We start from the raw sequence: 24,274 nt of genomic DNA, 5'->3' as shown, positions 1-24,274 counted from the left end.
ACCGATGTTTAATAACCCCTGATTTAATTTAAACAGTTCGAGATCGCTTTGTCTGTACGAAAACGTACATAGAATCCGGCGATGTCGGTGCCAGGTTCGATAGTCACTAAACTCAATTAACTTTAAAAAATAGAGCATGCGATAGCAAGCGGTGCCGTCCGGAAACGAAAAAGAAATGCGCCACTGTTGGCTATCGAACAGACGGCACGATCCTGGCATGGTGTCATCCAAGAATGCCCGAATTGCGTTTTACGTAGCGCTGCGGGCCATTGACGTTCCCTAATAAGAATCTGAGTAAAAGCGTGCCACGTTGACCGAGGAAATCTACATTCCCACTTTACGCGTCGTGATGAATAATCATCGGTCACATTCAATAATCGCCGAAGCAATAATCACTGGCGATGAATCAATTCAAATAGGAATATGCGATGTGTGGAATCGTGGGGGCAGTAACTGGCCGGAATATCGTTCCGGTGTTGATGCAGGGTTTGCAGCGACTCGAGTATCGCGGCTATGACTCATGCGGTATCGCCGTTCATGATCAGGGTCTGTTCCGTGCGCGGAGTATTGCTCGAGTCAGCGAACTTCAGGCGCAGATCGATGCCAGCGGGTTTGCCGGCAACTCGGGGATCGCCCACACTCGCTGGGCGACGCATGGCGGGCCGGTGATCGATAATGCACACCCGCATTTCTCACTCGATCGCCAGGGCGATCGACGCATAGCGTTGGTTCACAACGGAATTATCGAGAATTATGAACTCATCAGAACCGAGTTGAAATCTCTTGGTTACCTTTTCGAATCGCAAACGGATACCGAAGTAATTGCTCATCTGATTAATCATTTGTACGACGGCGATTTGCTGCATGCGGTTGAAAAGGCCGTCAAGCGCCTGACTGGCGCATTCGCCATCGCGGTGATTTGCAAGAGTGAGCCGCATCGCATGGTGGGCGCCCGTCTCGGCTGCCCGCTGGTGGCCGGACTGGGGCATGGAGAAAACTTCCTGGCGTCCGACGCAATGGCACTGTCCGGCGCCACCGATCAGATCATCTATCTGGAGGAAGGCGATTTGGTCGATGTGCGGCAGACGTCGATTCGAGTCGTCGACCGTAATGGCATCTCGGTCAATCGCAAGATCGACACCGTGTCGGCCACCGCCGGTCCGGCTGAACTCGCGCCCTTCCGGCATTACATGCAAAAGGAGATCTTTGAGCAGCCGGGGGTTCTGGCTGATACGTTGATTGGCAGCGAGAACCTGGATGCCGGGATGTTCGGAGCAGGTGCCAGTGAGATTTTCAAACAGATAAACGCCATTAGGATTCTCGCGTGCGGCTCGAGTTATTACGCTGGCATGACCGCCAAATACTGGATCGAGTCGCTGGTGGGCATTCCGGTCAGTGTCGAGGTCGCCAGTGAATATCGCTACCGCGAGCCGGCCGTCAATCCGCATGCGCTGGTACTGGCGATATCGCAGTCTGGCGAGACCGCCGATACGCTTGCTGCACTCAAATATGCGCACCAATTGGGTCACAGGCACTCGCTGGCCATCTGCAACGTGGGTGTGTCGGCCCTGGTGCGCGAAGCCGAGTTGTCGTTCCTTACGCGCGCCGGCATCGAGATCGGCGTGGCCTCGACCAAGGCGTTCACCACCCAACTGGCGGCTTTACTCATCCTGGGGCTTACGCTGGCGAAACTACGCGGGCACCTGACGCCCGAACAGCAACGATTGCATGTCGACGCACTGCGTCACTTACCGGCGGCCATTTGCCGGATACTCGAATTGGAACCCCAGATTATGGCTTGGGCAAGCCTATTTGCCAGAAAGGAAAATGCGCTATTTCTCGGGCGCGGCTTGCATTATCCGATCGCGCTGGAAGGTGCATTGAAACTGAAGGAAACCTCCTATATCCATGCCGAGGCGTACCCCGCCGGCGAACTCAAGCATGGTCCATTGGCGTTGGTAACCGAGGATATGCCGGTGGTCACGATTGCACCAAACAACTCATTGCTCGGCAAGCTGAAATCGAACATGCAGGAGGTGCGCGCGCGGGGCGGCCAACTGTATGTCTTCGCCGATGCCGACTCGATGGTCGCGCCCAGTGACGGTATGCACGTCATACAGCTGCCGGAGCATCATGGCTTGTTGTCGCCGATCCTGCACGTGGTTCCACTGCAGTTGCTGGCTTACCACACGGCGTTGGCGCGAGGCACCGATATCGATAAGCCGCGCAATCTGGCAAAATCCGTCACAGTTGAATAATTGCGCGGTGCCGGCAAACAAGCGGCGGCACTGCCCGGCGCCTTGGCCGCCTCGGTCGCGACACGAGAGCGGGTGCGTTTGCGGCTCCTCGGCCTTAGATGGTTGCTTGCGCCGGCGCCATGCTGGCTACCCAGGAGTACAACGCGACGAAAATCAATACGTCGAATACCGCACCGAAGCAGATATACAACACCGGCATGAAGAGCACTGATAAATGCTGAAGTATCAGCATGTGCAATACCGCCTGATTTGGAATCATCACGAAGAAGTAAGCCAGAATCATTGTCGTATAAAAAGCCTTTACTGCTATGCGCACATTCAAAATGTAGTAGCCAATCGCGAGCATGACCGGTATCGCTAACAGCAATTCGTATCCCATATCGATCACGGCAGTCAGGTGACTCAGAGGCGTATAGGGAAATTGCGTGGGCCAAAGCCAAAAAAACAGCAATGCCATCGCTTGCACGACGCACAGAATGCGGATCAGATACTTGAGCGGCAATAATCGGCCATTCATCCAAACCGTTGCCAGGAATGCAAGCGCGGTTGCCGCGGCGGTGGCTAACATGATCGCGTTGCTTGGCAGGTCCGCGGTTGGCGCGGATTGTGCCCAGATCAGATCCAGGCTGCGCCAATTTCCAGTGCCGCGATCAACCTGAAGCGGTATGTTCAGTCGTTGCGCCCAAAATACGACACAGTCGCGCCAGATCCTTAGGATATAAGGCTTTGCCCACACCAAGCCTCCGCAGAATAGCGTGGGTAGCGCTATTGCCTGAAGCAGCAAATAGGGGCCGATGGGCAGTCGGCTGATGGCTCGATGCTGGCGCGCATGCCGATGCAATAGTTTGGTCTGCCTGAGCGATTTCACTGCCGCGCGGAACGCCTGTTCGCGTGCCCGCGCGGTACCTGTCTGTTTTTTCATTGTGAAATTTTTAGAATTGATGGAACAGACCGACATATGCGCCGTTACGTCCGTAAATCGGGTTTTGGTAGTGATCCACGCTGACCAGAAAGCCCGACTTCTTGCTGAACCAATGACGCCATTCGAGAGTAATCTCCTTGCTCTGGAAATTGACCAGCGTTGCCGTTTGGGAAATTGCCTGATACCCCTCGCCTCCCCAGCTATAGCGTGCCGTCACCAGATTTTTCTTGTCGCGACCATAAGTGACGGCGACGAACTGTTGATGCGTTGGGATGTTTCCCGGATCGCTATGGTTGAAACGCACGCCCGCCTGGATGATCCACGGTTGATCGAAATAATAGGCCGCCCCAAGGCTTAGGCTGCGATCGATATGGCCATCCGGAGCGTTGTAATAGCCGACACCGATTGAGCTGACGAGATTGCGCTTTGGCAGCCACTTGCGGTTGATGAACACGTCAAGACGTTCGCGAGGTAAATAGAACGCGCCATCGCCAAAGCCAACGGCGGCGCTGACATACCAATCCTGATTGATCGTATAGGTGTCGCCGATGCCGACAAAGTTGCCAAATTGGCCGAATTCGCGTTTGGAGGAGAGCTCTGCCTGAATCACATTGGGGCCAATCCCATAGATGCCGCGCAACGTCGTATCGAGCCAGTTCCCATAACCCGCGCTCAGGTGCTCGGCGCCGGCGCTCAGTTCGAGACTCCGAATGGGCGGTGCCACGACATCGACTGGCACCGGTTGCACGTATTTGTTGGCGACGCTGGGGTTCTCCACATTCTGCTGCTGTGCGTAAGCAGGCGCGCATGCGACGAATAGGGACAATATTGCGGTGAGAATAAAGTATTCCGTTGCCACGCCTGCTCTCCCATGGAAATCCCGTTATCGGGGCGTGCCGGTCGGCAGCGCCCGCTTGCATCACGGCAAAGTCCGGCCGGACTGGTTGTCTTGCCGCATCTCTGGCGACGGAACGATGAAATGAGCAGACCGTTCCAAAGTCGCATGGGCGTCGATCAGAATGTCAACGATGCGTTGCGCGCTCTTACCGTCGCCGAACGGGCTCTTGTCGAGTTGCATGCGACGATAGGCGGCCGGGTCGGTCAACAGCAAACCCGCCTGCTCGACCATCTCGGCAACCTCAGTGCCCACCAGTTTCGCGCCGCCGGCGTCGACCAGTTCCTGACGTTCGGTGCTGTTGCGGGCAATCAGTACGGGCTTACGGAATGCGGATGCCTCTTCCTGGATACCGCCGGAGTCGGTCAGCGTGAACTCGCAACGGACCAACATCGCAATTAACGCCTGGTAGCTCAGCGGTTCAGTCACGCAGATGCGCGCTCGAACCTGTGGCGGCAGATCCCGCATGACCGATTCAACGTCGGCCCGCACTGCCGGATTCGGATGTAACGGCCATACCGCCACCGTTTTGCCGTGCGCTTCAATGACGCGCGCGACGGCATGAGCGATATTGCGGATTGGTTGGCCCCAGTTTTCCCGCCGGTGAGCGGTGACGAGGATCAATCGATGGCTCGGATAGCGGGCTTCGAACTCAAGCAAGTCGGCCGGCGTCACCGCATTGCGCTCGAGCGGCGAATGTTTGATGCGCTCGTGCGCCCACAGCGCGGCGTCAATGACGGTATTACCCACTTCGAAAACGCCAGCGCGATCGACTCCTTCATTCTGCAAATTGAGGCTGGCCTGCTGCGTTGGCGGAAAATGCCAACTGGCCAGACGACCGATCAATTCGCGATTTTTCTCCTCGGGAAAAGGCTCGCGCTCATGGGTGCGCAAACCGGCCTCGATGTGTATCACGGACTTGTCATGGTAATAACCGACCAGCGCGCCGACCAGTGCGGAGGTGGTATCGCCCTGCACCATCAGCGCGTCCGGCCGGAGCCGCTCGACGGCGTCATCAATGCCATGGAGCAGCGCCGCGGTCAGATCCGTCAGTGATGACGATTTGCGCTGCAGATCAATAGTGATATCGGGCGGCATATCGAAAAACGCATACAGCGCCTCGGCGATAGCACCATGCTGGCCCGTATGAACCACCAGTACCTGATGGCCGCGCGCTTTGAATTCCCGATACACCGGTGCCATTTTGATGATTTCCGGGCGGGTCCCGATGCAAGCCAGATAAGTTTTTTTGGACACGACAGGCCTATTGAAATCGAATGAGGGCGGCGTATGCGATGGCAAACGACGGTTGTTATCGCCAGCATATTCGGCTTGCGAGACATCGAGCATGACGCGCAGGGAACGGGTCATTGACAGCTAACCTCCGGCCCGGCTGCCGTAACACCCTTGTGGGCCAGGATCTGCCGCGCCACTTCGTCGGTCACGATCCAATGCGAGGTATTCCGAGCCGCGCGCGTCTCCCGGAGCCAGCAGCTTGCAGAGGTGGGATCGCCGTGATCCAGCGCGACGACCGCCACCAGGCCCCAGGAAAAGTCGGCATGGGATTGCATGAGCCATGCCGCACGATACTGATGCATCCATTGCTCATAATAGGTATGTGGATCTGTGGGCAGGTGGTCGAACTTGAACAGCAGCGGAAACAATTGCGCGATATCGTCAGGATAAAAAGTCCGGGCAATCGCATCCTGTCCCGACTGGGTGGACACCAGGAAATGCCGCGCCTGCTTGTCCCAGAATATCGTGTGAATATTGCGCGCAAGCTTTTTTGTATCCAGCAATGCGGTGCCGCCGCCCGGCTTCGGACGATAGGACAAAACTTCCAGGTTATCCATGAACAGCCCGTGTTGATAGACGGGGGACACCAAGTAGATGCCTCGCACCGGATCGATGAGGTGACTCAACGTGGCAACGCTTTTTTGATAGCTTCGCTGCCAAACCGGATTCTTTTTGAGTTCTGCCGGCATGGTGTCCAGAAACTTCAGCCAGAGGGCCACCAGCGCGTCGTCGGCATCGGCGGTCTTGCAGGGCGCCCATACCGGACCGCGACGACAGTAGCGGTCGAAGGTGCCATCCGGCTTTTGCCGCTGAACCAGCCAATCAGCCCATTGTCTCGCATAGGGAGAAATGTCGAGCCCGTTTTCGCGTGCCAGCAGAAGCGCTTGCAGCGCGAAATACGGGTCTATGGTGTCGCCGTTATATTGAATCGAAATCGCCCCTTGCGGATCGGCGTAACCGGCCAGTTGCAGCTTCGATGGCTGCGCATGGCAAGGCATTGAAAAGGCAAGCGCAATCGGCAATACCAGATAACCGCAAAGTCTTGCAACGCTCATATTGACCATACCACTCCTAAATCCCTCGCCCATACCGTGCCATGCGCGATGGCGCCGGCTTCGGCAAAAATATTTCCCGCGCTAATCGTGGTTGGCGATGCCGATGTCCCCAACTTGGCCCGTACACCAAGATAAACAATGGTCTCCGAGATGACCGGTCCTTCGACGAACGCTTCATGGCGCACCTGAATTTGTTTCTCGCTGATCAGAGACCCCAGAATTCGCGCATGCGCGCCCACCGTGATGTCCTTCCTGCCCTTGATGTCTCCATCGATTTCCACCCATGCACCAATCAAAAGACGCCCGGTCACAATCAGCGATCCCCGATAAATTTTTCCGTCCGGTAATTCACAGTTGCCCCTGACCATATGAACCGAGTCGCCGCGGCGAATCACATTGGGCAAATCGTCGAACGATGCCTCAACCGGCGCCGGTCTTCGTGTGCCTGGGACACCGTCGGGTGCAACGCCGAAGCGCACCACGGGCGCGCTGATTCGCTCGAAGCAGCACCGCTTGTCCAACTCGACAGCAGTCGCGGAGGATATGCGGCGCAACGCGCAACTTCCTTCGCCGAGATAAATGACATCATCGGCATAAGCCCATTCAAGCACCTCGCTATCTGGCCCCAATCTGATGCTGCCCTGGGCAAACAGCGCGGTAAAACTGTCGCCGCTCGAAGCCTCGATGCCACCCTGGACAAATAACGGCGGCTTGCATCGGACGGGCCCCGCCGTCTTGATCGAGTCGTATGCGATCAACGGACGCCGCGCGAGCGCCCAATTCATTTCGTTAAGATCTTCCGGTACGTGTTCGAAAGTTTCATGGGCCGCCAGGATTTCTCCGGCGATATTGGACAGCGCGACACCACGAAATTTTTCCGCGAAGTGATCGATGTCGCTGGTGTAATTGGGGAAAACCGCCAGCGGCGTGCGGTCAGTCGGTGTTCGCCATTCTTGCCACGCGGGATGAAATGCCAGCCACATCAGCGCCAGGCAGGTCGTTCCGAATGCGACGAAGTAAAGCCAGGCGAGGTTCATTCGACCCCCGGCTTGCGGTACCGCACGGTTTTCTCCCAGACCATGTCTCGCTTGAAAACGTAATCGATCGTCAAACTGAAAACGGACGAAGAGATCGCAAACAGATTAACGAAAAATCCAAGCAGATTAAAAGGCAGCAGGCGCAGCCGGCGTCGATTTCCGTCAAGCAATACGGCAATGACAATCTGGAAGAAAGCAGCGAAATTTCCCATCGTGCCATAAGCCATCAAGGCAAATATCGGTATCAATTTTGTCAAAAGATCTCCGGCATCGAGAAAATACAGGCAGAGCGCGAGTATCCAGCCGAGCAAAAGAAGCGGAGGCATGACAAAGACCAGCAGCAGCAACATGCCGTCGATGCGTTCACGCCAACTCAGATAGGGGCTCGTTAAAAACTGATACCAATATCGCGCCAGTACCTGGTTGTGCCCTTTGGCCCAACGCTTGATCTGTTTGATGCGCACGCGCCAATCTTCCGGCACTTCCTCATAGCATTCGGAGCGATTCGTATAAATCGTCTTCCAGCCGTTGAGCAAGAGTCGGTAAGTGATGTCGGTGTCTTCGGCCAATACATCGTCATGCCACCCGCCCACGGCGTTGACCGCGGACAGGCGCACGCCACCGACAGTGCCGCCATATTGGGGAACCAGTTTCAAGTTCATGCGCGCTTGCTGGTCGACCTGATACCCCCCCGATCGCTCGAGATCAAGCATCCGGGTGAGCAGGTTGGTGCCGACATTCATCGGCACCACGCGGCCCATCACGGCGCCGACTTCGGGATCGAAGAAAGGAGCCACCAGTTGCCGCAACAAGCCGCGTCCCGGCACATAGTCCGCATCGAAAATGATCGCGATATCGCCTTCGGCATAAGCCAACGCATCCTTGAGCGCTGCAGCCTTGCCGGCTTTTCCATCCGCGCGATGAAACGGTATGATGCGGCCCGGATGTCGCGCGACATAATCGTCGATAATGACGCGCGTGCCATCCACGGAGCGATCGTTGACCGGAACGATTTTCAGGCGGTCGATCGGGTAACTCGTGTTGAGCAATGCGTCCATACATCCGGCAATGACATTTTCTTCATTGTGGGCGGCGATGAACACCGTGATCATCGGCCACGGCGCGTCGTCGATGTCGATGTACGGATGCCGTTGCTTGCCGAACAGCCGGCTGAGCGTGAACAGCATGTGCCGCAAGGCATAAGCTGTCATGATCAAGACAATCCCAAACAGCGCCGTCGTCATGCCCGAGGCAACGGAATGCCTCGTAATAGCCAGCCAACCTCTGGATTGCCTGCGGGTCTCGCTTGCCGACGCCGCGTGCGTGCTGATCCCCGCATTTTCCGATGGCCCGGCGGCGGTGGGCCTGAGCTCGCGCGGCTTGCCGCTATCCGGCGATATCGCCTGGGCGGCACTGTGCGTCGGCTGACTCTCTTTCTGCGATGCAGCTCCAATGCCCACCCCAGCAACCTCACCGCCGGTCGTCAAGCGCGAACTCTGTGCTTCCGATGACGCGGACAGGAACATCTGATGACTCAGTGCGGAGGAATTCACCGGCAACCCAAGCACTCCGGCGAGAACCAGGATGATATTGACGCCTCCAAGCGTGACGGCTACACGAGAAAAGCCGCGTAACACCAGGAATTTTCGTCGGACATAATCCGGGATTTTCATAAGGTCCATAGATTACGCTCCGGCGCCAAATGATCTGGCTGACTTTTTTTATAGTTATATATCCTAAATAGTTGCATGAGAATCCGATTCGATAATGCCGAAATTGATATTTTTGACATGCGGTGTGGCAAGGTGTGGAGGCTAAACGCCCGCCATCACATTGTCTGTACGGCAGCGTACATTGGCACCGAGGCCTCTACGCATACCGCTATGTTGAGTGCGCATCAGAGTCATGTTCTCGAAACACGCTCCCGATAGATGTCCCGATAGGGTAATTCCGCGTATGCCATATGCCACGGAGCGCGGCACAATGCGATCATGCGCCATGCACGGCTGCCTCCGACGCGATGCGTTCGAGCGGCTTTTCTTGGCGCTGAACTTCGTCCAGCTTGAGAGCCTGCCATGACTGTTTCCCCGGACCCGAGACAGAATCATCTGCTTGCCGCCCTGCCCGACGAGCCATGGCAACGCTGGCTACCGCAGCTCGAACTGGTTCAATTGCCGCTGGGAAAAGTGATATATGAGTCGGGTGGCACGCTGAGCCACGTTTATTTTCCGACCACCGCCATCGTCTCCTTGCTGTATGTCATGGAAAACAGTGCTTCGGCCGAGATTGCCGTTGTCGGTAGCGAAGGCGTGATAGGCATTGCGCTGTTCATGGGCGGTGGGTCCACCCCCAGCCGCGCGGTGGTGCAGAGTGCGGGAACGGGTTTCAGGCTGAGCGCGCAAACAATAAAGGACGATTTCAGTCGATCTGGCCCGGTTATGCGTCTTATGCTGCGCTACACCCAGGCGCTCATCACTCAAATGGCGCAAACGGCGGTGTGTAATCGCCATCATTCTCTGGATCAGCAGCTATGCCGGTGGTTGCTTTTGAGTCTGGACCGCCTCACGGGAAATGAACTCACGATGACCCAGGAATTGATCGCGAACATGCTTGGCGTTCGTCGGGAGGGCGTGACGGAGGCGGCGCTGAAATTGCAACGGGCCGGGCTGATCAGCTATGTTCGAGGTCACATTGCCGTGCTGGATCGTCCTGGCCTGGAGAGGCGCACCTGTGAATGTTATGCGGTGGTGAAGAACGAGTACAACCGGCTTCTTCCAAGCAAGATCGCGAGTTAGCGGGGCATGCATCAACAGGGCGAGGCAACTCGCGATCCATCGAAAAGCAGTCAGTGATTATCCAACCCGTCCAGACATCCCCTGCTGGACGAATCAAGCGTGGTGCCATCCTGGATCAATTCTTCCTGCACATAGGATTTTGCACTGCCGCAGGCAAATGCATGATTGCAGGTAGGGCATTTGACCGGGGCGTCCAACCGCAAGTGGGCTCGCAAATGCGCCTCGTCCGTAGTGGTGACAGTCAGTGGAAATGCCATGCCGCAACATGGACACACCACGAATCCAACAGGTATCTTGAGCATCGTCTTCTCCAGCGGGATGTTCCGCGCGCTAACCTGAATCGCTTCGCCGCAGCCGGCCTTAGATTGTGTCCCACCGCCCATGTCATGTTTGGTGACCAACAAATGACAGAGTTCATTTTTAATCATGCATCGCGCGTCATGTCGGTCTGCCTGCGCTGCGGCATATCACGGCCACATTTTCGTTATGGGCGGACACGAGCATTCCGACATCGATGATTCCGGTCGTAGTGACGAAGGAAAGAGTTATCGTCGAAAGTGGTGTACGCGGGAGGGAGGCCAGAGAAGGCGGTGGTGATTGAAGGAGAATGTTGCTTTCCAAGGTAACACTTCCCCAATCGAACTCCACCACCATGGCGAAACGTACGCAGGAAACGAACAGCAGTCAAGCAGCAGAAGCAGCGGAATTGACCGGCTCGACCGGTCTCGCCGACCTGATCCAGCAAGGCGCACGGCTCATCATCCAGAAGGCCATTGAGGCGGAACTGGCAGCCATGCTCGAGCAATATTCGAATGTGAAGACGATCGATGGCCGACGTGCCGTGGTGCGCAACGGCTATCTGCCTGAGCGCGAAATCGTCACAGCCGTAGGCCCTGTGGCGGTCCAGGTGCCGAGGGTGCGCGACCGCTCGGACTCGGGCATCAAGTTCAATTCGTCGATCGTGCCGGCCTACGTACGCAAGTCGCCGCGCGTGTCGTCGTCGCTGCCGTGGCTGTACCTGCGTAGTGTGTCCACGGGCGACATGGGCGACGCGCTGTCCGAGCTCCTTGGCGAGCAGGCCAAAGGGCTGTCGGCGAGCGTCGTGAGCCGTCTGAAGGTCGCCTGGTTCGACGAGTATGAGCAGTGGAAAAAGCGCGATTTGTCGAAGGCGAACTGGATCTACTGGTGGGCCGACGGCATCTACACGCAGGCGCGCGCGGAGGATTCCGACGGCCAGTGCCTGCTGGTGATCATCGGTGTAAAGCCGAACGGCGAGAAGGAGCGCGTGGCGCTCAGCGACGGCTATCGCGACTCGAAAGCGTCGTGGGTCGAGCTGCTGCTTGACCTGAAAGCACGCGGTCTGCAGGCGCCGCCGTTGCTGGCTGTCGGTGACGGCGCGATGGGGCTATGGCCGCGCTCGAGGAAGTGTTTCCGCAGGTTCGTCACCAGCGCTGCTGGTTTCATAGAATCGGAAACATCCTCAACGTCATGCCCAAATCGCAGCATGGCAAGGTCAAGGCGGCGCTCGGGGAAATCTGGAATGCAGCGACACGCGCTGACGCGATCGTCGCGTTCAACCAGTTTGTCGACACCAACGCAGCCAGGTATCCAAAGGCGGTTGAGAAGCTCGTGAAAGACCGCGACGCGCTGCTCGCGTTCTACGACTTTCCTGCCGAACATTGGCAGCACTGCGGACCACGAATCCGATTGAATCGACGTTCGCGACGGTGTGCCATCGTACGAGCCGCACGCGTAACTGTCTGTCTGGTGCGACGTTCCTTAGCATGGCGTTCAAGCTGGATCGAAGCGGCTGAGAGGTCGTGGAAGAAAATTCGCGGCGCCGACAAGATCGACCCGCTCATGAAGGGCATCCCCTTCAAGGACGGAACACCGGTGATTGAAAGCACGCCGGCTCCTCAAGCGCTGGCCGCCTGATCATGTCGACCGACCCGCATACACCAGACTTGACGATTGCTCCGAAGGAAATGACGCCGTGCGCGTCGTTTCGAATCGTAAGCGCCCTATTATTTGGCCACCATAGCCGATCACACGTGGTTTTATTGCCACTCGGTTTTGTCATGTCTTCGATTTTCCTGCGAAAATGCCAGGCAGATCGGGGGATGCCGCATCATATAGTGGAATTTTCAGGGCCAGCGAATGCGCCGGACCACCGCTGCCAGGTCCGCGAGCGCCAACAAATTGACAACAGAAACGATGATGACTGTCGCCAGTAGAAGGAACACTCGACGCGAGTCGACATCACGGCTGATGGCTATCAGCATACCGAAAAACGCTAACAAGACGAGCACCCCGTGCATCCAACGAACCAGTCGTACCCGACGCGCCGTGCAGGTGCTTAAAGATGTAAGTGAAAAATAATAAGGCAATACGAACAACATCATAACCGCGACGCCCAATAAAATACCCAGCACACTGACCAGTGTGTGCTGATCGGCGTCCATGCCGATCGAGCGTGCGGACAGAGCTGTTCCAACACCTAGGTAGAGCAGCATCAGGCTATCCAGAAATTTGGCGAATCTGATCATGACCGTATCCAAGATTTTAGATTTCCCGAACCTTTACCGGGTGACCAGCAGATCGCGATCCGCGCCGCCAGACGGGCTGGTTGCATATGCCGGTGGGCACGCTACTTGCTGTCTTTTTTTGCCGCGTTTTTGATGTTGTCGCCCGCGTTCTCGATCTGCTGTCCGGCATTTGATGCCGCGCTATCGACGGCCTTACCGGCGCGCTGCGCCGGACCCTCCGGTTTCTGGCACGCAGATAAGGCCAGCACCAACACGCTCGTCGCCAATACCACAATCACCTTGCCGTTCCGTCTGTTCATTTTTTCCGCCAATGGTTTGGCAAGCAAAGCGCACGACCATCATGGTCTACATAGATGCCCGGCTCGCTTGCCGTCACCGTCAACATAACCACGCGACCGGCCGTTGTCGGTTCGGTGGCGAACATAGCTCAGCGCTTTCTGGCGATGTATGCCGCGCCGCGCTCACGCGGCCAGCGAGAACCACGCCAAGTCAAGTGCCTCACGAACTGGCACGGATTAATAGACGCGAAACTGCCACGGCCAGGCGGTAGCGCTCTGTACGCTGCCGTACATACCGAAAGGCGCAATTCTGTGACACTTTCATGTGTGACGCCGCTTTCGTACCGACCTTGTGGTTGCGGTCGGCACTCGGCATGAGCATGGCGGCACGCCTCCGCGACACCTCGTTTCAAGCGAGTACCTGCGGTGCCGCGACAAGCGGCGGATCAAGTACCGCCGCGTCACGCTCTCGCCAGCCGCCAGTAGGCCTCGTTCGCTTCTTGTCGAATAGCCTGACCGGTCCCGTGCATGGGTCGCGAACGCAACCGGCCGGCAAGACGGGCGTCACCGACCCAATCCAGCGACCTAAGAGGTATCACTATGTGGCTCCTGCCGCGCTTTCCGGGCTTCGTTGGCCCTAAGCGTACCGTCGGCGATCTCGGCCCGCGCGAGCCGCCGATTCGCGCCGAACTTTTCAGCACGGAACGGCTCGAGCAACACGCGGCCAGCTTGGCCGCGGCGCAGGTCGTCTCCGCCCGCCGCGGCAACGGACGAGCGTTGGCCGCACGCGCGGCCGACAATGAACGCGTCTTGCTCAAATGCTATCGCGCGATATCTCAGGCAACGCTGCAGCGCCGCTCGATCACGCCGGCGGCCGAGTGGCTGCTCGACAATTTCCGCGTGATCGAAGGGCTGTTCAAGGAAACTCGCTTGGGGCAGGCGCAGCGCTCCTATTGGGTGTTGCCGATGCTTTCGGATGGCCCGCTCCATGGCAAGCCTCGCATTTATGGCGTGATCTGGGCGTTCGTCGCGCATACCGATAGCCGCTTCGATGCTGTCTTGCTGCGACGCTTTCTGCGCGCCTATCAACGCATCGAGCCGCTGACCATTGCTGAATTGTGGGCCATTCCGCTGACCCTGCAGTGCGTGATGATCGAGAATCTGCGCCGGTTAAGCGTGCATGTCATTGGCGCGCAAACGGGGCGTCAGAAAGCCGACGAAATCGCCGACCATTTGCTGGCGCTTCGCGCTCAAACGCCGCAGGCCATCGATACGGCGATGAACAAGCTGATTGCCGAACCGTTCGGATCGGCTTTCGTGGTGCAATTGATTCAGCGCCTGCGCTACCAGGATATCTCGCTGCAAAGACTGAATCAGCAATTGGCGCGCCAGGCGCAATCGTTTGACGATGTCGTGCAGGCCGAGCACGCTGAACAAGCGGCCGCCAATATGACCGTGCGCAACCTCATCACCAGCATGCGCGACATGTACGCGTTCGACTGGCGCCCGCTCGTCGAGGACGTCAGCCTGGTCGACGAATGCCTGCGCCGCCATCCAGTCTATCCGAGCATGGATTTCACGACCCGCGACCGGTATCGCCACGCCATCGAGGTGCTGGCCGAACAATCGCGGCATACCGAACTCGAAATCGCCCGCGCGGCGGTGGCCAAGGCGGCGGGCAACGCCGAGCGGGGCAACCTATCCGACGGGCGCATCGCCGACCCCGGTTATTACCTCATTTCCAGCGGTCGCCCTGCCTTCGAGCGCGAAGTCGGTTTTCGCCCGACGTGGAAGCAGCATTTGCTGCGCGCCTACACCTCACGCGCCACGGCAGCGTATATCGGTACGATCCTGCTGCTCAGCGCGGTGCTGTTGTGCCTGCCGCTATGGCCCAGCATCAATGCCGGCGTGGGTCTGGCAGGGGCGCTTCTACTGGGCTTGCTGGGGTTTTTCCCGGCCTCGGACATGGCGGTTACGCTGATCAACAAAGCTATCACCGGGCTGGTCGCGCCGCATCATCTGGCGCGTTTGGCGCTGAAGCAAGGTATCCCGCCGGAACTGCGGACTTTTGTCGTGGTGCCGACGCTGCTCACGTCGCAAGCGGCAATCGAGGCGCAAATAGAACAACTGGAAGTGCATTACCTTGCCAACGCCAAGGGCGACATACTTTTCGCGCTGCTGTCGGACTGGGCCGATGCAGACACCGAATATCGCGACGGCGATTGGGCGCTGTTGAACGCCGCGGCGGAGAAAATCGCGACGCTCAATGCACAATATGGCGCCGCGCTCGACGGCACCCCGCGCTTCTTCCTGTTCCACCGCAGGCGCTTGTGGAACCAGGCCCAGCGCAAATGGATTGCCTGGGAGCGAAAGCGCGGCAAGTTGCACGAATTCAACCGCCTTTTGCGCGGAGCGACAGATACCTCGTTCCTGCCCGTGGGTGGCCCGCCGCCGCGTGCACCCGCCGGCGTACGTTATGTGCTGACGCTCGATAGCGATACGCGGCTGCCGATCGACGCCGTGCGCCAATTGGTCGGTACCGCGGCGCATCCTTTGAACCAGCCGAGGATCGATCCGCGCTCGCGCCGGGTCGTCGAAGGGTACGGCATTTTGCAGCCGCGCATCACTCCGACGCTCCCCACGGCTCAGGAAAGGTCCATTTTCCAATGCATTTTCTCCGGGCCGTGCGGTATCGATCCCTACGCCGGCGCAGTCTCGAACGTCTACCAGGATCTATTCGGCGAAGGCAGTTATACCGGCAAAGGCATCTATGACGTCGACGCTTTCGAGAGCGGGTTGGCCGGCCGCATTCCCGAAAATACCGTGCTCAGTCACGATTTATTGGAAAGTGTCTTCGTGCGCTGCGGCTTGGTGACGGACATTGAATTATTCGAAGATTTTCCTTCCCACTCTCAAGTCGCGGCAACCCGCTCGCACCGATGGATAAGAGGCGATTGGCAGTTGCTGCCATGGATTGCAGGCCTCACCGGCGAATCGATTCCCGCCATCGGCCGCTGGAAAATGATCGACAACTTGCGTCGCTCGCTATCCGCGCCAGCCATGATCTTCACGTTACTGGCAAGTTGGGTGCTGCCGCGAGTACCCGTCGGCCTGTGGAGCGGTTACGTGCTGCTCGCACTTGCCCTGCCGGCGCTGTTGTCGCTGTGCCAGGGCTTGATACCGCCGCGCAGTGGCATATCGATCCGCAGCCATCTGCGTGCCGTGGGCAAAGACGTGGCTTATGGTGGCAGCCACCTGCTGATTGCCGTCACGTTGCTGGCGAACCACGCCTGGCTGGCGCTCGATGCCGTCGGCCGCACGCTGTTCCGTTTGCTGGTCAGCCGCCGCCTGCTGCTCGAATGGGTGACCGCCGCGCAGGCGAAATTGCGCGCGGGCATTTCGCTGGGCAGTTTCACCTGGTCTTTGCGCGGCGCCATCTTCATTGCCGTGCTGTGTGCCGCCGTGGTGGCCTACCTTAATCCCGACAACCTGCGATTGGCCGCGCCGTTTCTCGTGCTGTGGGGGATCTCGCCATTTTTTTCTCAATGGATCAGCGCGCCGCCGAAGACTGCCCCGCCCTACCCCGGCAAGGCCGCCGACGTGGTGGCGATGCGCATGGCCGGGCGCCGCATCTGGCGATTTTTTGCCACTTTTGTCACCGAGCAGGATCACGGACTGCCGCCCGATAATTTCCAGGAAGACCCGGCGCCGATTGTCGCGCACCGAAGTTCCCCAACCAATTTCGGGCTTTATCTGCTGTCGACGCTTTCAGCGCGCGATTTTGGCTGGCTGGGCATCACGGAAATGGTGGAAAGGCTCGAGACGACGCTGGGGACGATGCAGGCCCTGCAGCGTTTTCGCGGACATTTTTTCAATTGGTATGACACCTGCACGCTAAGCCCGCTCAATCCGCAATATATTTCGTCGGTCGACAGCGGTAATCTGGCTGGCCACTTGCTCGCGCTTGCCAGCGGCTGCCTCGAAATGGCGCAGCAGCCGGTGTTTTGCGCAGCACAGTTGGCGGGAGTCCGGGATACCGTATGGCTGCTGCGCGAAGCGATCCAGGCCGAGCGAGACGACCGCCGTACCTTGACGGTCAACTTGCGTCAGCTCAACGAAGGGCTCGATGATTTCGAACAGTGGCTGCTTGAGGCGCCAATGAACGACGTCGACTGGTCCGGCCGATGGCATGGGCTCGAAGAGCGGGCGGCGACGCTGCTCGATCTGGCGCAGACTTTTGCCGCGGAGCGAGGCGACGCGCAGCACAGCGAGGTGCTGGCCTGGGCGCAATCGATCCGCGCCGATGTCGCCAGCCATCGTCGCGACCTGCCGTTATGCGTGCCGACCTCGCTTGTGCAGGCAATCGAATACGCCACGCCTTTGCCGCGTCGCGAGGGCGCATTGCAGCCCGGCATCTCGATCGCCGCGACTCCTGATTTTTGCCATTCGCTCAGTACGGCATTGTCGGCCGGCCCCGCCACCGGACACGGCTTTGGCGATGCCGCCGCTGTCGCCCGTGACGCCTTGCATCCGATCGGAAATGCCTGCGCCGGGCTGGCCGGTCGGCTCGAAGCCCTGGCTGCGACTGCAAGGCGTCTATGCGAGGAAATGGAATTCGGCTTTCTTTTCGATCCCGAACGCCGCCTGTTCTCGGTGGGTTATCGCATCAAGGAAGGAGTGCTGGACAACAGCTACTACGATTTGCTCGCTTCGGAGTCCCGCCTGGCCAGCTTTATCGCCATCGCCAAGGGCGACGTCGCGGCCACCCATTGGTTCCGCCTGGGACGTCCGATGACGCCACAGGGCAGCGGCGCGGTCCTGATGTCCTGGTCAGGCTCGATGTTCGAGTACCTGATGCCCTCGCTGGTGATGTTCACGCCGTCATACAGCCTGCTGGATGAAACCTGTCATCTGGCCGTCAAGCGGCAAATCGCATACGGGCGCGAGCGACACCTGCCGTGGGGCGTTTCCGAGTCGGCCTATAACGTCCGCGATCGCGCCTTGACGTATCAGTATGCCGACTTCGGCATCCCGGAACTGGGATTGAAACGCGGCTTGGCACAGCACCTGGTGATTGCGCCGTACGCTACCCTGCTCGCCGCCATGTACGATACGCGCGCGGCCGTCGCCAACTTCAAGCAACTCGATGCAGCCGGCGGGCGCGGCATCTTCGGTTACTACGATGCGATCGATTTCACGCCGTCGCGCCTGCCCGAAAACCGCAGCGTGGCGCCCGTGCGCACCTATATGACCCACCACCAGGGAATGTCCCTGGTGGCGCTTGGCAACGTGCTGTTCGACGATGTCATGCGCCGCCGCTTTCATCGTCAACCGATCGTTCGCGCCGCCGATCTGCTGCTGCAGGAACCGCGTCCACGTGAAGTCGGAAAAGCTCAAGTTCGCCCGGATATCGCCGATGCGGTACTGGCCAAAGAGATCATCAGGCCTGTTTCCCGCCGCTTTCACTCGGCCCGGCAAGCCGTGCCGTCGACTCATCTGCTGTCGAACGGGCGCTATGCCGTGATGGTGACCACCGCGGGCTCGGGGTATAGCGTCTGGGATGGTCTGGCCGTGACGCGCTGGCGCGAGGATGTCACTTGCGACGCTTGGGGAAGCTATATTTTCCTGCGCGATACCGCGAGCGGCGACGTGTGGTCTGCAACCTATCAGCCGCTCGGCCTGGAACCCGATCGCTACGAGGTGGTTTTCTCGGAGGATCGAGCCCGCTTCGTGCGCCACGACGGGACCCTTTCGACCTGTCTGGAAATCATTGTTTCGCCGGAAGACAACGCCGAGATCCGCCGTCTCACGCTTACCAATTCGGGCGCGCAAGCCGTGGAAATCGAACTGACTTCCTATGCGGAGGTCGTGCTCGCGCCCATGGCGGCCGACGCGACGCACCCGGCCTTTTCGAATCTTTTCATCCATACCGAATACTTGCCGGAAGTGCACGGTCTGCTGGCCATGCGACGACCGCACAGCGCTACCGACGCCCCGGTATGGGCCGCGCACATCCTGGCCGGCGGCTCGCGCAGCGAAAACGTCGGCTATGAGACCGATCGTGCCCGCTTTCTCGGGCGCGGCCACCCAATACGCGATCCGGTCGCGATCATGGACGGCCGGCCGCTCTCCAATACCGTGGGATCGGTGCTCGATCCGGTGCTGAGCCTGCGCACTCGCGTGCAGGTCGCGGCTGGCGCCACGGCGGATATCCTGTTCGCCACCATGGTCGCGCCAACCCGCGGTGAGATCATCGATCTGGCGGACAAATACCGCGATGCGGCGAGTTTCGAGCGCATCTCGACCCTGGCGTGGACGCAGGGCCAGGTGCGCCTGCACCATCTCGGGATCACGGCGGAGGAAGCGCATACCTTTCAGTACCTCGCCAATCGGGTGCTCTATTCCGACCCCGTCATGCGACCCAGCAGCGAGGTACTCAAGCGTAATACGCTCAATGCCACGGCCCTGTGGCGCTATAGCATTTCGGGAGATCTGCCGATTGTGCTGGTGCGCACCGACGATCAGGAAGATCGTGAAATTGTCCGGCAGTTGCTGCGCGCGCACGAATATTGGCATGGCAAGGGCCTGGCGGTCGATCTGGTTATCCTGAACGAGAGAAAAGCCTCTTATGTCCAGGATTTGCAAACGTCGCTGGAAAATATGGTGAGCGGCTGCCAGGCGACGCCCGCCCCGGGGGGCAGGGGTGGCGGCATTTTCGTGCTGCGCGCCGACTTGATCGAGGCTTCCGAACGGGATCTGCTGTTGTGCGCGGCGCGCGCGGTGGTGCTGGGCATCCAGCAAGGCAGCCTGGAGGAGCAGGTGTTGCGCCTGCGCCGCGCGGAATCCAAGCCGGTCGCCCCACCGCCCTTGCCGGCGCCGCTGACGCCCCGGGCATTCGCGCAAACGGCGCTGCCGGCCGTGCCGACGCTGGAGTTTTTCAATGGCCTGGGCGGCTTCGCCAGCCAGGGCCGCGAGTATGTCACCGTGCTGGGGCCGGATCAGCGTACGCCGGCGCCCTGGATCAACGTAATTGCGAATCCGGCTTTCGGCTTTCAAGTCTCCGAGTCCGGTGCCGGCTACACGTGGTCGGAGAACAGCCAGGCGAACCAGCTAACGCCTTGGTCCAACGATCCGGTTTGCGATACGCCGGGCGAGGTGTTTTATTTGCGCGATGACGAAACGGGGGAGCTTTGGGCGCCCACTGCACTGCCGATACGAATCGAAAACACCCGCTACATCGCCCGTCACGGCCATGGCTATAGCCGTTTTCAGCACAGCTCGCACGGCGTGATGAGCGAATTGCTGCAATTCGTGAGCTGGAGCGATCCGGTCAAGATTTCGGTCCTGACGCTGGAGAGCCTGTCTTCCCGCCCGCGCAAACTCTCGGTGACGGGTTATGCCGAGTGGGTGTTGGGCACATCCAGGGCCGCCAGCGCTCCGTTCATCGTGACGGAAATGGATGCGCAGACCGGCGCGATGTTTGCCGCCAACCCCTGGAATGCCGGGTTCGGCAAGCGCATTGCCTTCGTCGACTGGGTCGGCCGCAAAACGTCGTGGACGGGTGATCGCACCGAATTCATCGGCCGCAACGGCACGCTCGAGCAACCGGCGGCATTGGCTGGCTCAGCCGGCCTGAGCAACCGCACCGGCGCCGGATTCGATCCATGCAGCGCGCTTCAGACCGCGGTTGAACTCGCGCCCGGCCAACGCGTGCAGCTGACTTTCCTGCTCGGCCAGACCGCCGACCGGCCGGCAGCCCGGCAACTGATCGGCCGCTACCGCGCGCTCGACCCGACGGAAGTGCTCGCCGAAGTAAATGCGCAGTGGGACCGCATCTTGACCAAGGTGCAGGTCGAAACCCCGGATCGCGCCACCGATCTGATGCTCAACGGCTGGCTGCTCTATCAGGTGCTGGCGTGCCGGATGTGGGCGCGCGCAGCCTTTTACCAAGCCAGCGGCGCTTATGGATTCCGGGATCAACTGCAAGACTGCATGGCGCTGAATATGGCGCGGCCGGATCTCGCGCGCGCTCATCTGCTGGATGCGGCTGCCCGGCAGTTTGTCGAGGGCGACGTGCAGCATTGGTGGCATCCGCAGCAGGGGCGCGGTGTGCGTACCCATATCTCCGATGACCGCCTCTGGTTACCGTATGTGGTCGCGCAATACGTGTCGGTAACTGCCGACGCGGCTGTCCTGGATGAAGGGCTGCCATTCCTCGAAGGCCCTGCGGTGCCGGCCGAGCACGAAGACGCCTATTACGCGCCGAAGGTCTCGGCCCAGACCGGGACGCTGTTCGAGCATTGCGTGCGCGCGATCGATTGCAGCCTGGCCAATGGAGCGCATGGGCTGCCGTTGATGGGCGGCGGCGACTGGAACGACGGCATGAACCGCGTGGGCCAGGCGGGCAAGGGGGAAAGCGTGTGGCTTGGCTGGTTCCTGTACTCGACCATCGCGAAATTTTCCGTGCTCGCCGCCGCGCGCGGCGAGCATGCCTGCGTCGAGCGCTGGCACAAGCACGCCGCCGCCTTGCGCGCCGCGTTGAAAAAAGACGCCTGGGATGGCGCCTGGTATCGGCGCGCCTATTTCGACGACGGCACGCCGCTGGGCAGTTCGGCCAATGCGGAGTGCCGGATCGATTCGCTGGCGCAAAGCTGGAGCGTGATATCGGGCGCGGCCGAGCTCGCGCGGCAACGGCGCGCGATGGCGTCGGTCGAGCAGTATTTGATTAGGCCGGGCGATGATCTGGTGCTGCTGCTCGCGCCGCCGTTCGATAAAACGCCGTATGATCCCGGATACATCAAAGGCTACCTGCCCGGCGTGCGCGAGAACGGCGGCCAATATACGCATGCCGCGGCGTGGTGCATGATCGCCTATGCAATGCTGGGCGACGGGGATCGGGCGGGTGATTTGCTCAAGATGCTCAATCCCGTCAATCATGCCTCGACCCGTGCCGGCGTGCACGCCTATAAGGTCGAGCCGTATGTGGTGGCGGGCGATATTTATGCCGCGCCGGCGCACGTCAGGCGCGGTGGCTGGACCTGGTATACCGGTTCGGCCGGGTGGCTTTATCGCGGCGGACTCGAATCGGTCCTGGGCCTGCAAAAGCATGGCGAGAACTTGACCGTCGATCCTTGCATCCCTCGCGACTGGCGCAGCTTCCGGCTCGACTACCGACATGGCGCGACGCACTACCTGATAACAGTCGATAACCCCCAGGGCGTGTCCAAAGGCGTCGCGCGGGTCGAACTGGACGGCGTGCCCCTGCCCTCGAATACCCACAGCGTCGCGCTGGTCGACGACGGCCAGCTCCATCGTGTACTAGTGATGTTGGGTCAGGCGCCGCATTCATAGTGCAAGACCGCATTGACAGGAAAGTTGCCGGCTTATAGCATATTACTTATAGGTATATGTTTATTCCAATAAGTAATATTGACGTCATAGGCCGACATCCCCATGATTTTTCGCCAGTTTTTCGACGCGACATCGAGCACATATACCTATCTGCTCGCCTCCAGGCCCGGCGGCGAAGCGCTGCTCATCGACCCGGTGAAGGAACGCCTGGCCGACTACACGACGCTGATCGAACAACTCGAGCTGCGGCTGGTGCATGCGATCGACACCCACACCCATGCCGATCACGTGACCGCGCTCGGCGATCTGCGCGACGCGACCCAATGCACCACGATCATGGGCGAGCGCTCCCGAGCGGAATGCGTGTCGCGGCGTGTGGGCGACGGGGAAATCCTGTGCGTGGACGGCATCGAACTGTGCGCGTTGTACACGCCCGGGCACACCGACGAGTCGTTCAGTTTCGTGCTAGGGCCGGTTGCGCCGCGCGCGGTCTTCACCGGTGATGCGCTGCTGATTCGCGGCACCGGACGCACGGATTTTCAGGGCGGCGACCCGGCCCGTTCGTGGGATTCGATCGCCAATAAGCTGTTTCGCCTGCCCGACGACACGACCCTCTACCCAGGTCACGATTACAAAGGCTGGACGGCCTCGAGCATCGGCGAGGAAAAACGCTTCAATCCGCGTCTGGCGGGCAAGACCGAGAGCGAATACATCGCACTGATGAATAACCTCAATTTGCCGACGCCCAAGATGATGGATATCGCCGTGCCCGCCAATCTGGCCTGCGGGCAGCCGGCGGCGGCCGCGCGCCCGCAGGGCTGAGTAACCGTGTTGAAAGTCAAGCAGTGAGGGGTTGATTTTGAGCGTTCAAGTGGTCCCGGGTGATGGCATTGAGGTGGGTGATCAGCTTGCGCATGCAGGCGATCAAGGCCACCTTCTTGAGCTTGCCCGCGGCCACCAGGCGCTCGTAGAAGGCACGGATGGCGGGGTTGAACCGCGTTGCAGTGAGCGTGGCCATGTACAGGGCGCGGCGCACCTCGAAGCGCCCTCCCGTGATGCGTCGTCGGCCTCGGCTGGAGCCCGAGTCGTTGGCGTAGGGCGCCACGCCGACCAGCGCGCAGATCTGGCGCCGGTTGAGCCTGCCCAGCTCGGGCAGCTCGGCGATCAGGGTCGCTGCGGCGATGCGGCCGATGCCGGCCACGCTTTGCAACAGCTTGGCCATCACGGCATGATGCTGTTCGACATGGCTCACCATCTCGGCGTCGACGTCGTCGAGCTGGCGCCCGATGGCCTCCAACATGGCATCGATGCTCGGGCGCGTGACCGGGCGAGCCAGCCGCAGGCGCTGGCGCTCGGACAGTTGCATGGCCACGAGCTGGCGCCTGCGGGTGACCAGGGCCGCCAGATCCTGTTGCTCGGGCTCGCTCAGCGGGCGCACGAAGCGCTCGCAGTCAGGGCGCTGGGCCAGCACGCTGGCGAACTCGGCCAGGGTGGCCGCGTCGATGCGGTCGGTCTTGGCCAGGCGCTGCATCGCGCGGGCGAAGTCCCGCGCCATACGCGGGTTGATCACCGCCACGCGCATTCCCGCCGCTTGCAGCGCGCAGGCCAACGCCGCCTCGTAGCCTCCGGTGGCCTCCATCAGCACCAGCCCGGGCTGCAGCTTCGCCAAGGCGTCAGCCAGGGCCGAATGCCCCTCGGCATCGTTGCTGAGATGCGCCAGTTCGGGCGGCAAGACCGCTCCCACGCAAGCCACATCGACATGGGCGCTTGCAACGTCGATGCCCACCATCACGGATGATCCAGACATGGTCTTCATATCCCTTCCTTGTGCATGCGAGCAG

Annotated in this window: 14 protein-coding genes and 1 pseudogene; 5 read left to right on the top strand and 10 right to left on the bottom strand. The window is 59.8% G+C overall.

The genetic code is table 11. The features are described 5' to 3' along the window. The first annotated feature begins 428 nt into the window (after positions 1 to 428). Positions 429 to 2,258 (top strand): glutamine--fructose-6-phosphate transaminase (isomerizing), encoded by a 1,830-nt coding sequence (gene glmS, locus PATSB16_RS08790; RefSeq protein WP_047213802.1) that lies wholly within the window; start codon positions 429 to 431, stop codon positions 2,256 to 2,258. 94 nt (positions 2,259 to 2,352) lie between these two features. On the opposite strand, the gene PATSB16_RS08785 is transcribed toward glmS, so the two are convergent. The 6 genes from PATSB16_RS08785 to PATSB16_RS08760 form a co-directional block, all read right to left on the bottom strand. After that, on the bottom strand, positions 2,353 to 3,180 hold the full coding sequence (locus PATSB16_RS08785; RefSeq protein ID WP_047213801.1) for a hypothetical protein: 828 nt from the start codon (positions 3,178 to 3,180) through the stop codon (positions 2,353 to 2,355). A 10-nt stretch (positions 3,181 to 3,190) separates the two neighbouring features. Then, positions 3,191 to 4,039 (bottom strand): YaiO family outer membrane beta-barrel protein, encoded by an 849-nt coding sequence (locus PATSB16_RS08780; protein WP_052892630.1) that lies wholly within the window; start codon positions 4,037 to 4,039, stop codon positions 3,191 to 3,193. 60 nt (positions 4,040 to 4,099) lie between these two features. Beyond that, entirely contained in the window at positions 4,100 to 5,332 is a 1,233-nt protein-coding gene (gene wecB, locus PATSB16_RS08775) for a non-hydrolyzing UDP-N-acetylglucosamine 2-epimerase (RefSeq protein ID WP_257786664.1), read from the bottom strand. 110 nt (positions 5,333 to 5,442) lie between these two features. Continuing rightward, positions 5,443 to 6,435 carry a hypothetical protein gene (locus PATSB16_RS08770; protein ID WP_237170323.1) on the bottom strand — a complete coding sequence of 331 codons (993 nt, stop codon included), beginning with the start codon at positions 6,433 to 6,435 and terminating at the stop codon, positions 5,443 to 5,445. After that, positions 6,423 to 7,463 (bottom strand): bactofilin family protein, encoded by a 1,041-nt coding sequence (locus tag PATSB16_RS08765; protein ID WP_047213800.1) that lies wholly within the window; start codon positions 7,461 to 7,463, stop codon positions 6,423 to 6,425. The genes PATSB16_RS08770 and PATSB16_RS08765 overlap by 13 nt, the downstream gene beginning before the upstream one ends. Beyond that, complete coding sequence (locus PATSB16_RS08760; protein ID WP_047213799.1) at positions 7,460 to 8,707, bottom strand: glycosyltransferase family 2 protein; 1,248 nt, start codon at positions 8,705 to 8,707, stop codon at positions 7,460 to 7,462. Before PATSB16_RS08760 ends, PATSB16_RS08765 begins: the two co-directional genes overlap by 4 nt. An 831-nt stretch (positions 8,708 to 9,538) precedes the next feature. On the opposite strand from PATSB16_RS08760, the gene PATSB16_RS08750 reads away from it, so the two are divergent. Next, complete coding sequence (locus PATSB16_RS08750) at positions 9,539 to 10,258, top strand: Crp/Fnr family transcriptional regulator (protein WP_047213797.1); 720 nt, start codon at positions 9,539 to 9,541, stop codon at positions 10,256 to 10,258. 50 nt (positions 10,259 to 10,308) lie between these two features. Here PATSB16_RS08750 and PATSB16_RS20850 read toward each other — a convergent pair whose 3' ends face one another. Beyond that, complete coding sequence (locus PATSB16_RS20850) at positions 10,309 to 10,686, bottom strand: hypothetical protein (protein WP_156884688.1); 378 nt, start codon at positions 10,684 to 10,686, stop codon at positions 10,309 to 10,311. A 224-nt stretch (positions 10,687 to 10,910) separates the two neighbouring features. Between PATSB16_RS20850 and PATSB16_RS08745 the strand changes: the two are divergent. Then, positions 10,911 to 12,193: pseudogene (locus PATSB16_RS08745) on the top strand (IS256 family transposase). Between the two features lie 209 nt (positions 12,194 to 12,402). Here the strand turns inward: PATSB16_RS08745 and PATSB16_RS08740 are convergent. Beyond that, positions 12,403 to 12,804, bottom strand: coding sequence for a hypothetical protein (locus PATSB16_RS08740; protein ID WP_047213796.1), 402 nt, complete (start codon positions 12,802 to 12,804; stop codon positions 12,403 to 12,405). Positions 12,805 to 12,905: 101 nt separating this feature from the next. After that, the gene (locus PATSB16_RS08735; protein ID WP_047213795.1) at positions 12,906 to 13,103 is read right to left on the bottom strand and encodes a hypothetical protein; all 198 of its coding nucleotides are present in this window, start codon (positions 13,101 to 13,103) and stop codon (positions 12,906 to 12,908) included. A 579-nt stretch (positions 13,104 to 13,682) separates the two neighbouring features. Here PATSB16_RS08735 and PATSB16_RS08730 point away from each other — a divergent pair. Continuing rightward, positions 13,683 to 22,433: a glycoside hydrolase family 94 protein gene (locus PATSB16_RS08730; RefSeq protein ID WP_083566737.1), complete on the top strand. Its 8,751-nt coding sequence runs from the start codon at positions 13,683 to 13,685 to the stop codon at positions 22,431 to 22,433. A 102-nt stretch (positions 22,434 to 22,535) separates the two neighbouring features. Further along, positions 22,536 to 23,255 carry an MBL fold metallo-hydrolase gene (locus PATSB16_RS08725; protein ID WP_047213794.1) on the top strand — a complete coding sequence of 240 codons (720 nt, stop codon included), beginning with the start codon at positions 22,536 to 22,538 and terminating at the stop codon, positions 23,253 to 23,255. Between the two features lie 16 nt (positions 23,256 to 23,271). Here the strand turns inward: PATSB16_RS08725 and PATSB16_RS08720 are convergent, their stop codons facing one another. Beyond that, positions 23,272 to 24,222, bottom strand: coding sequence for an IS110 family transposase (locus PATSB16_RS08720; RefSeq protein WP_418303894.1), 951 nt, complete (start codon positions 24,220 to 24,222; stop codon positions 23,272 to 23,274). Positions 24,223 to 24,274: the final 52 nt, after the last annotated feature.

Source organism: Pandoraea thiooxydans, from assembly GCF_001931675.1.
Taxonomy (GTDB): domain Bacteria; phylum Pseudomonadota; class Gammaproteobacteria; order Burkholderiales; family Burkholderiaceae; genus Pandoraea; species Pandoraea thiooxydans.
Note: the sequence above shows the minus strand (reverse complement) of the source record. Positions and strands in the feature narration are given on the sequence as shown.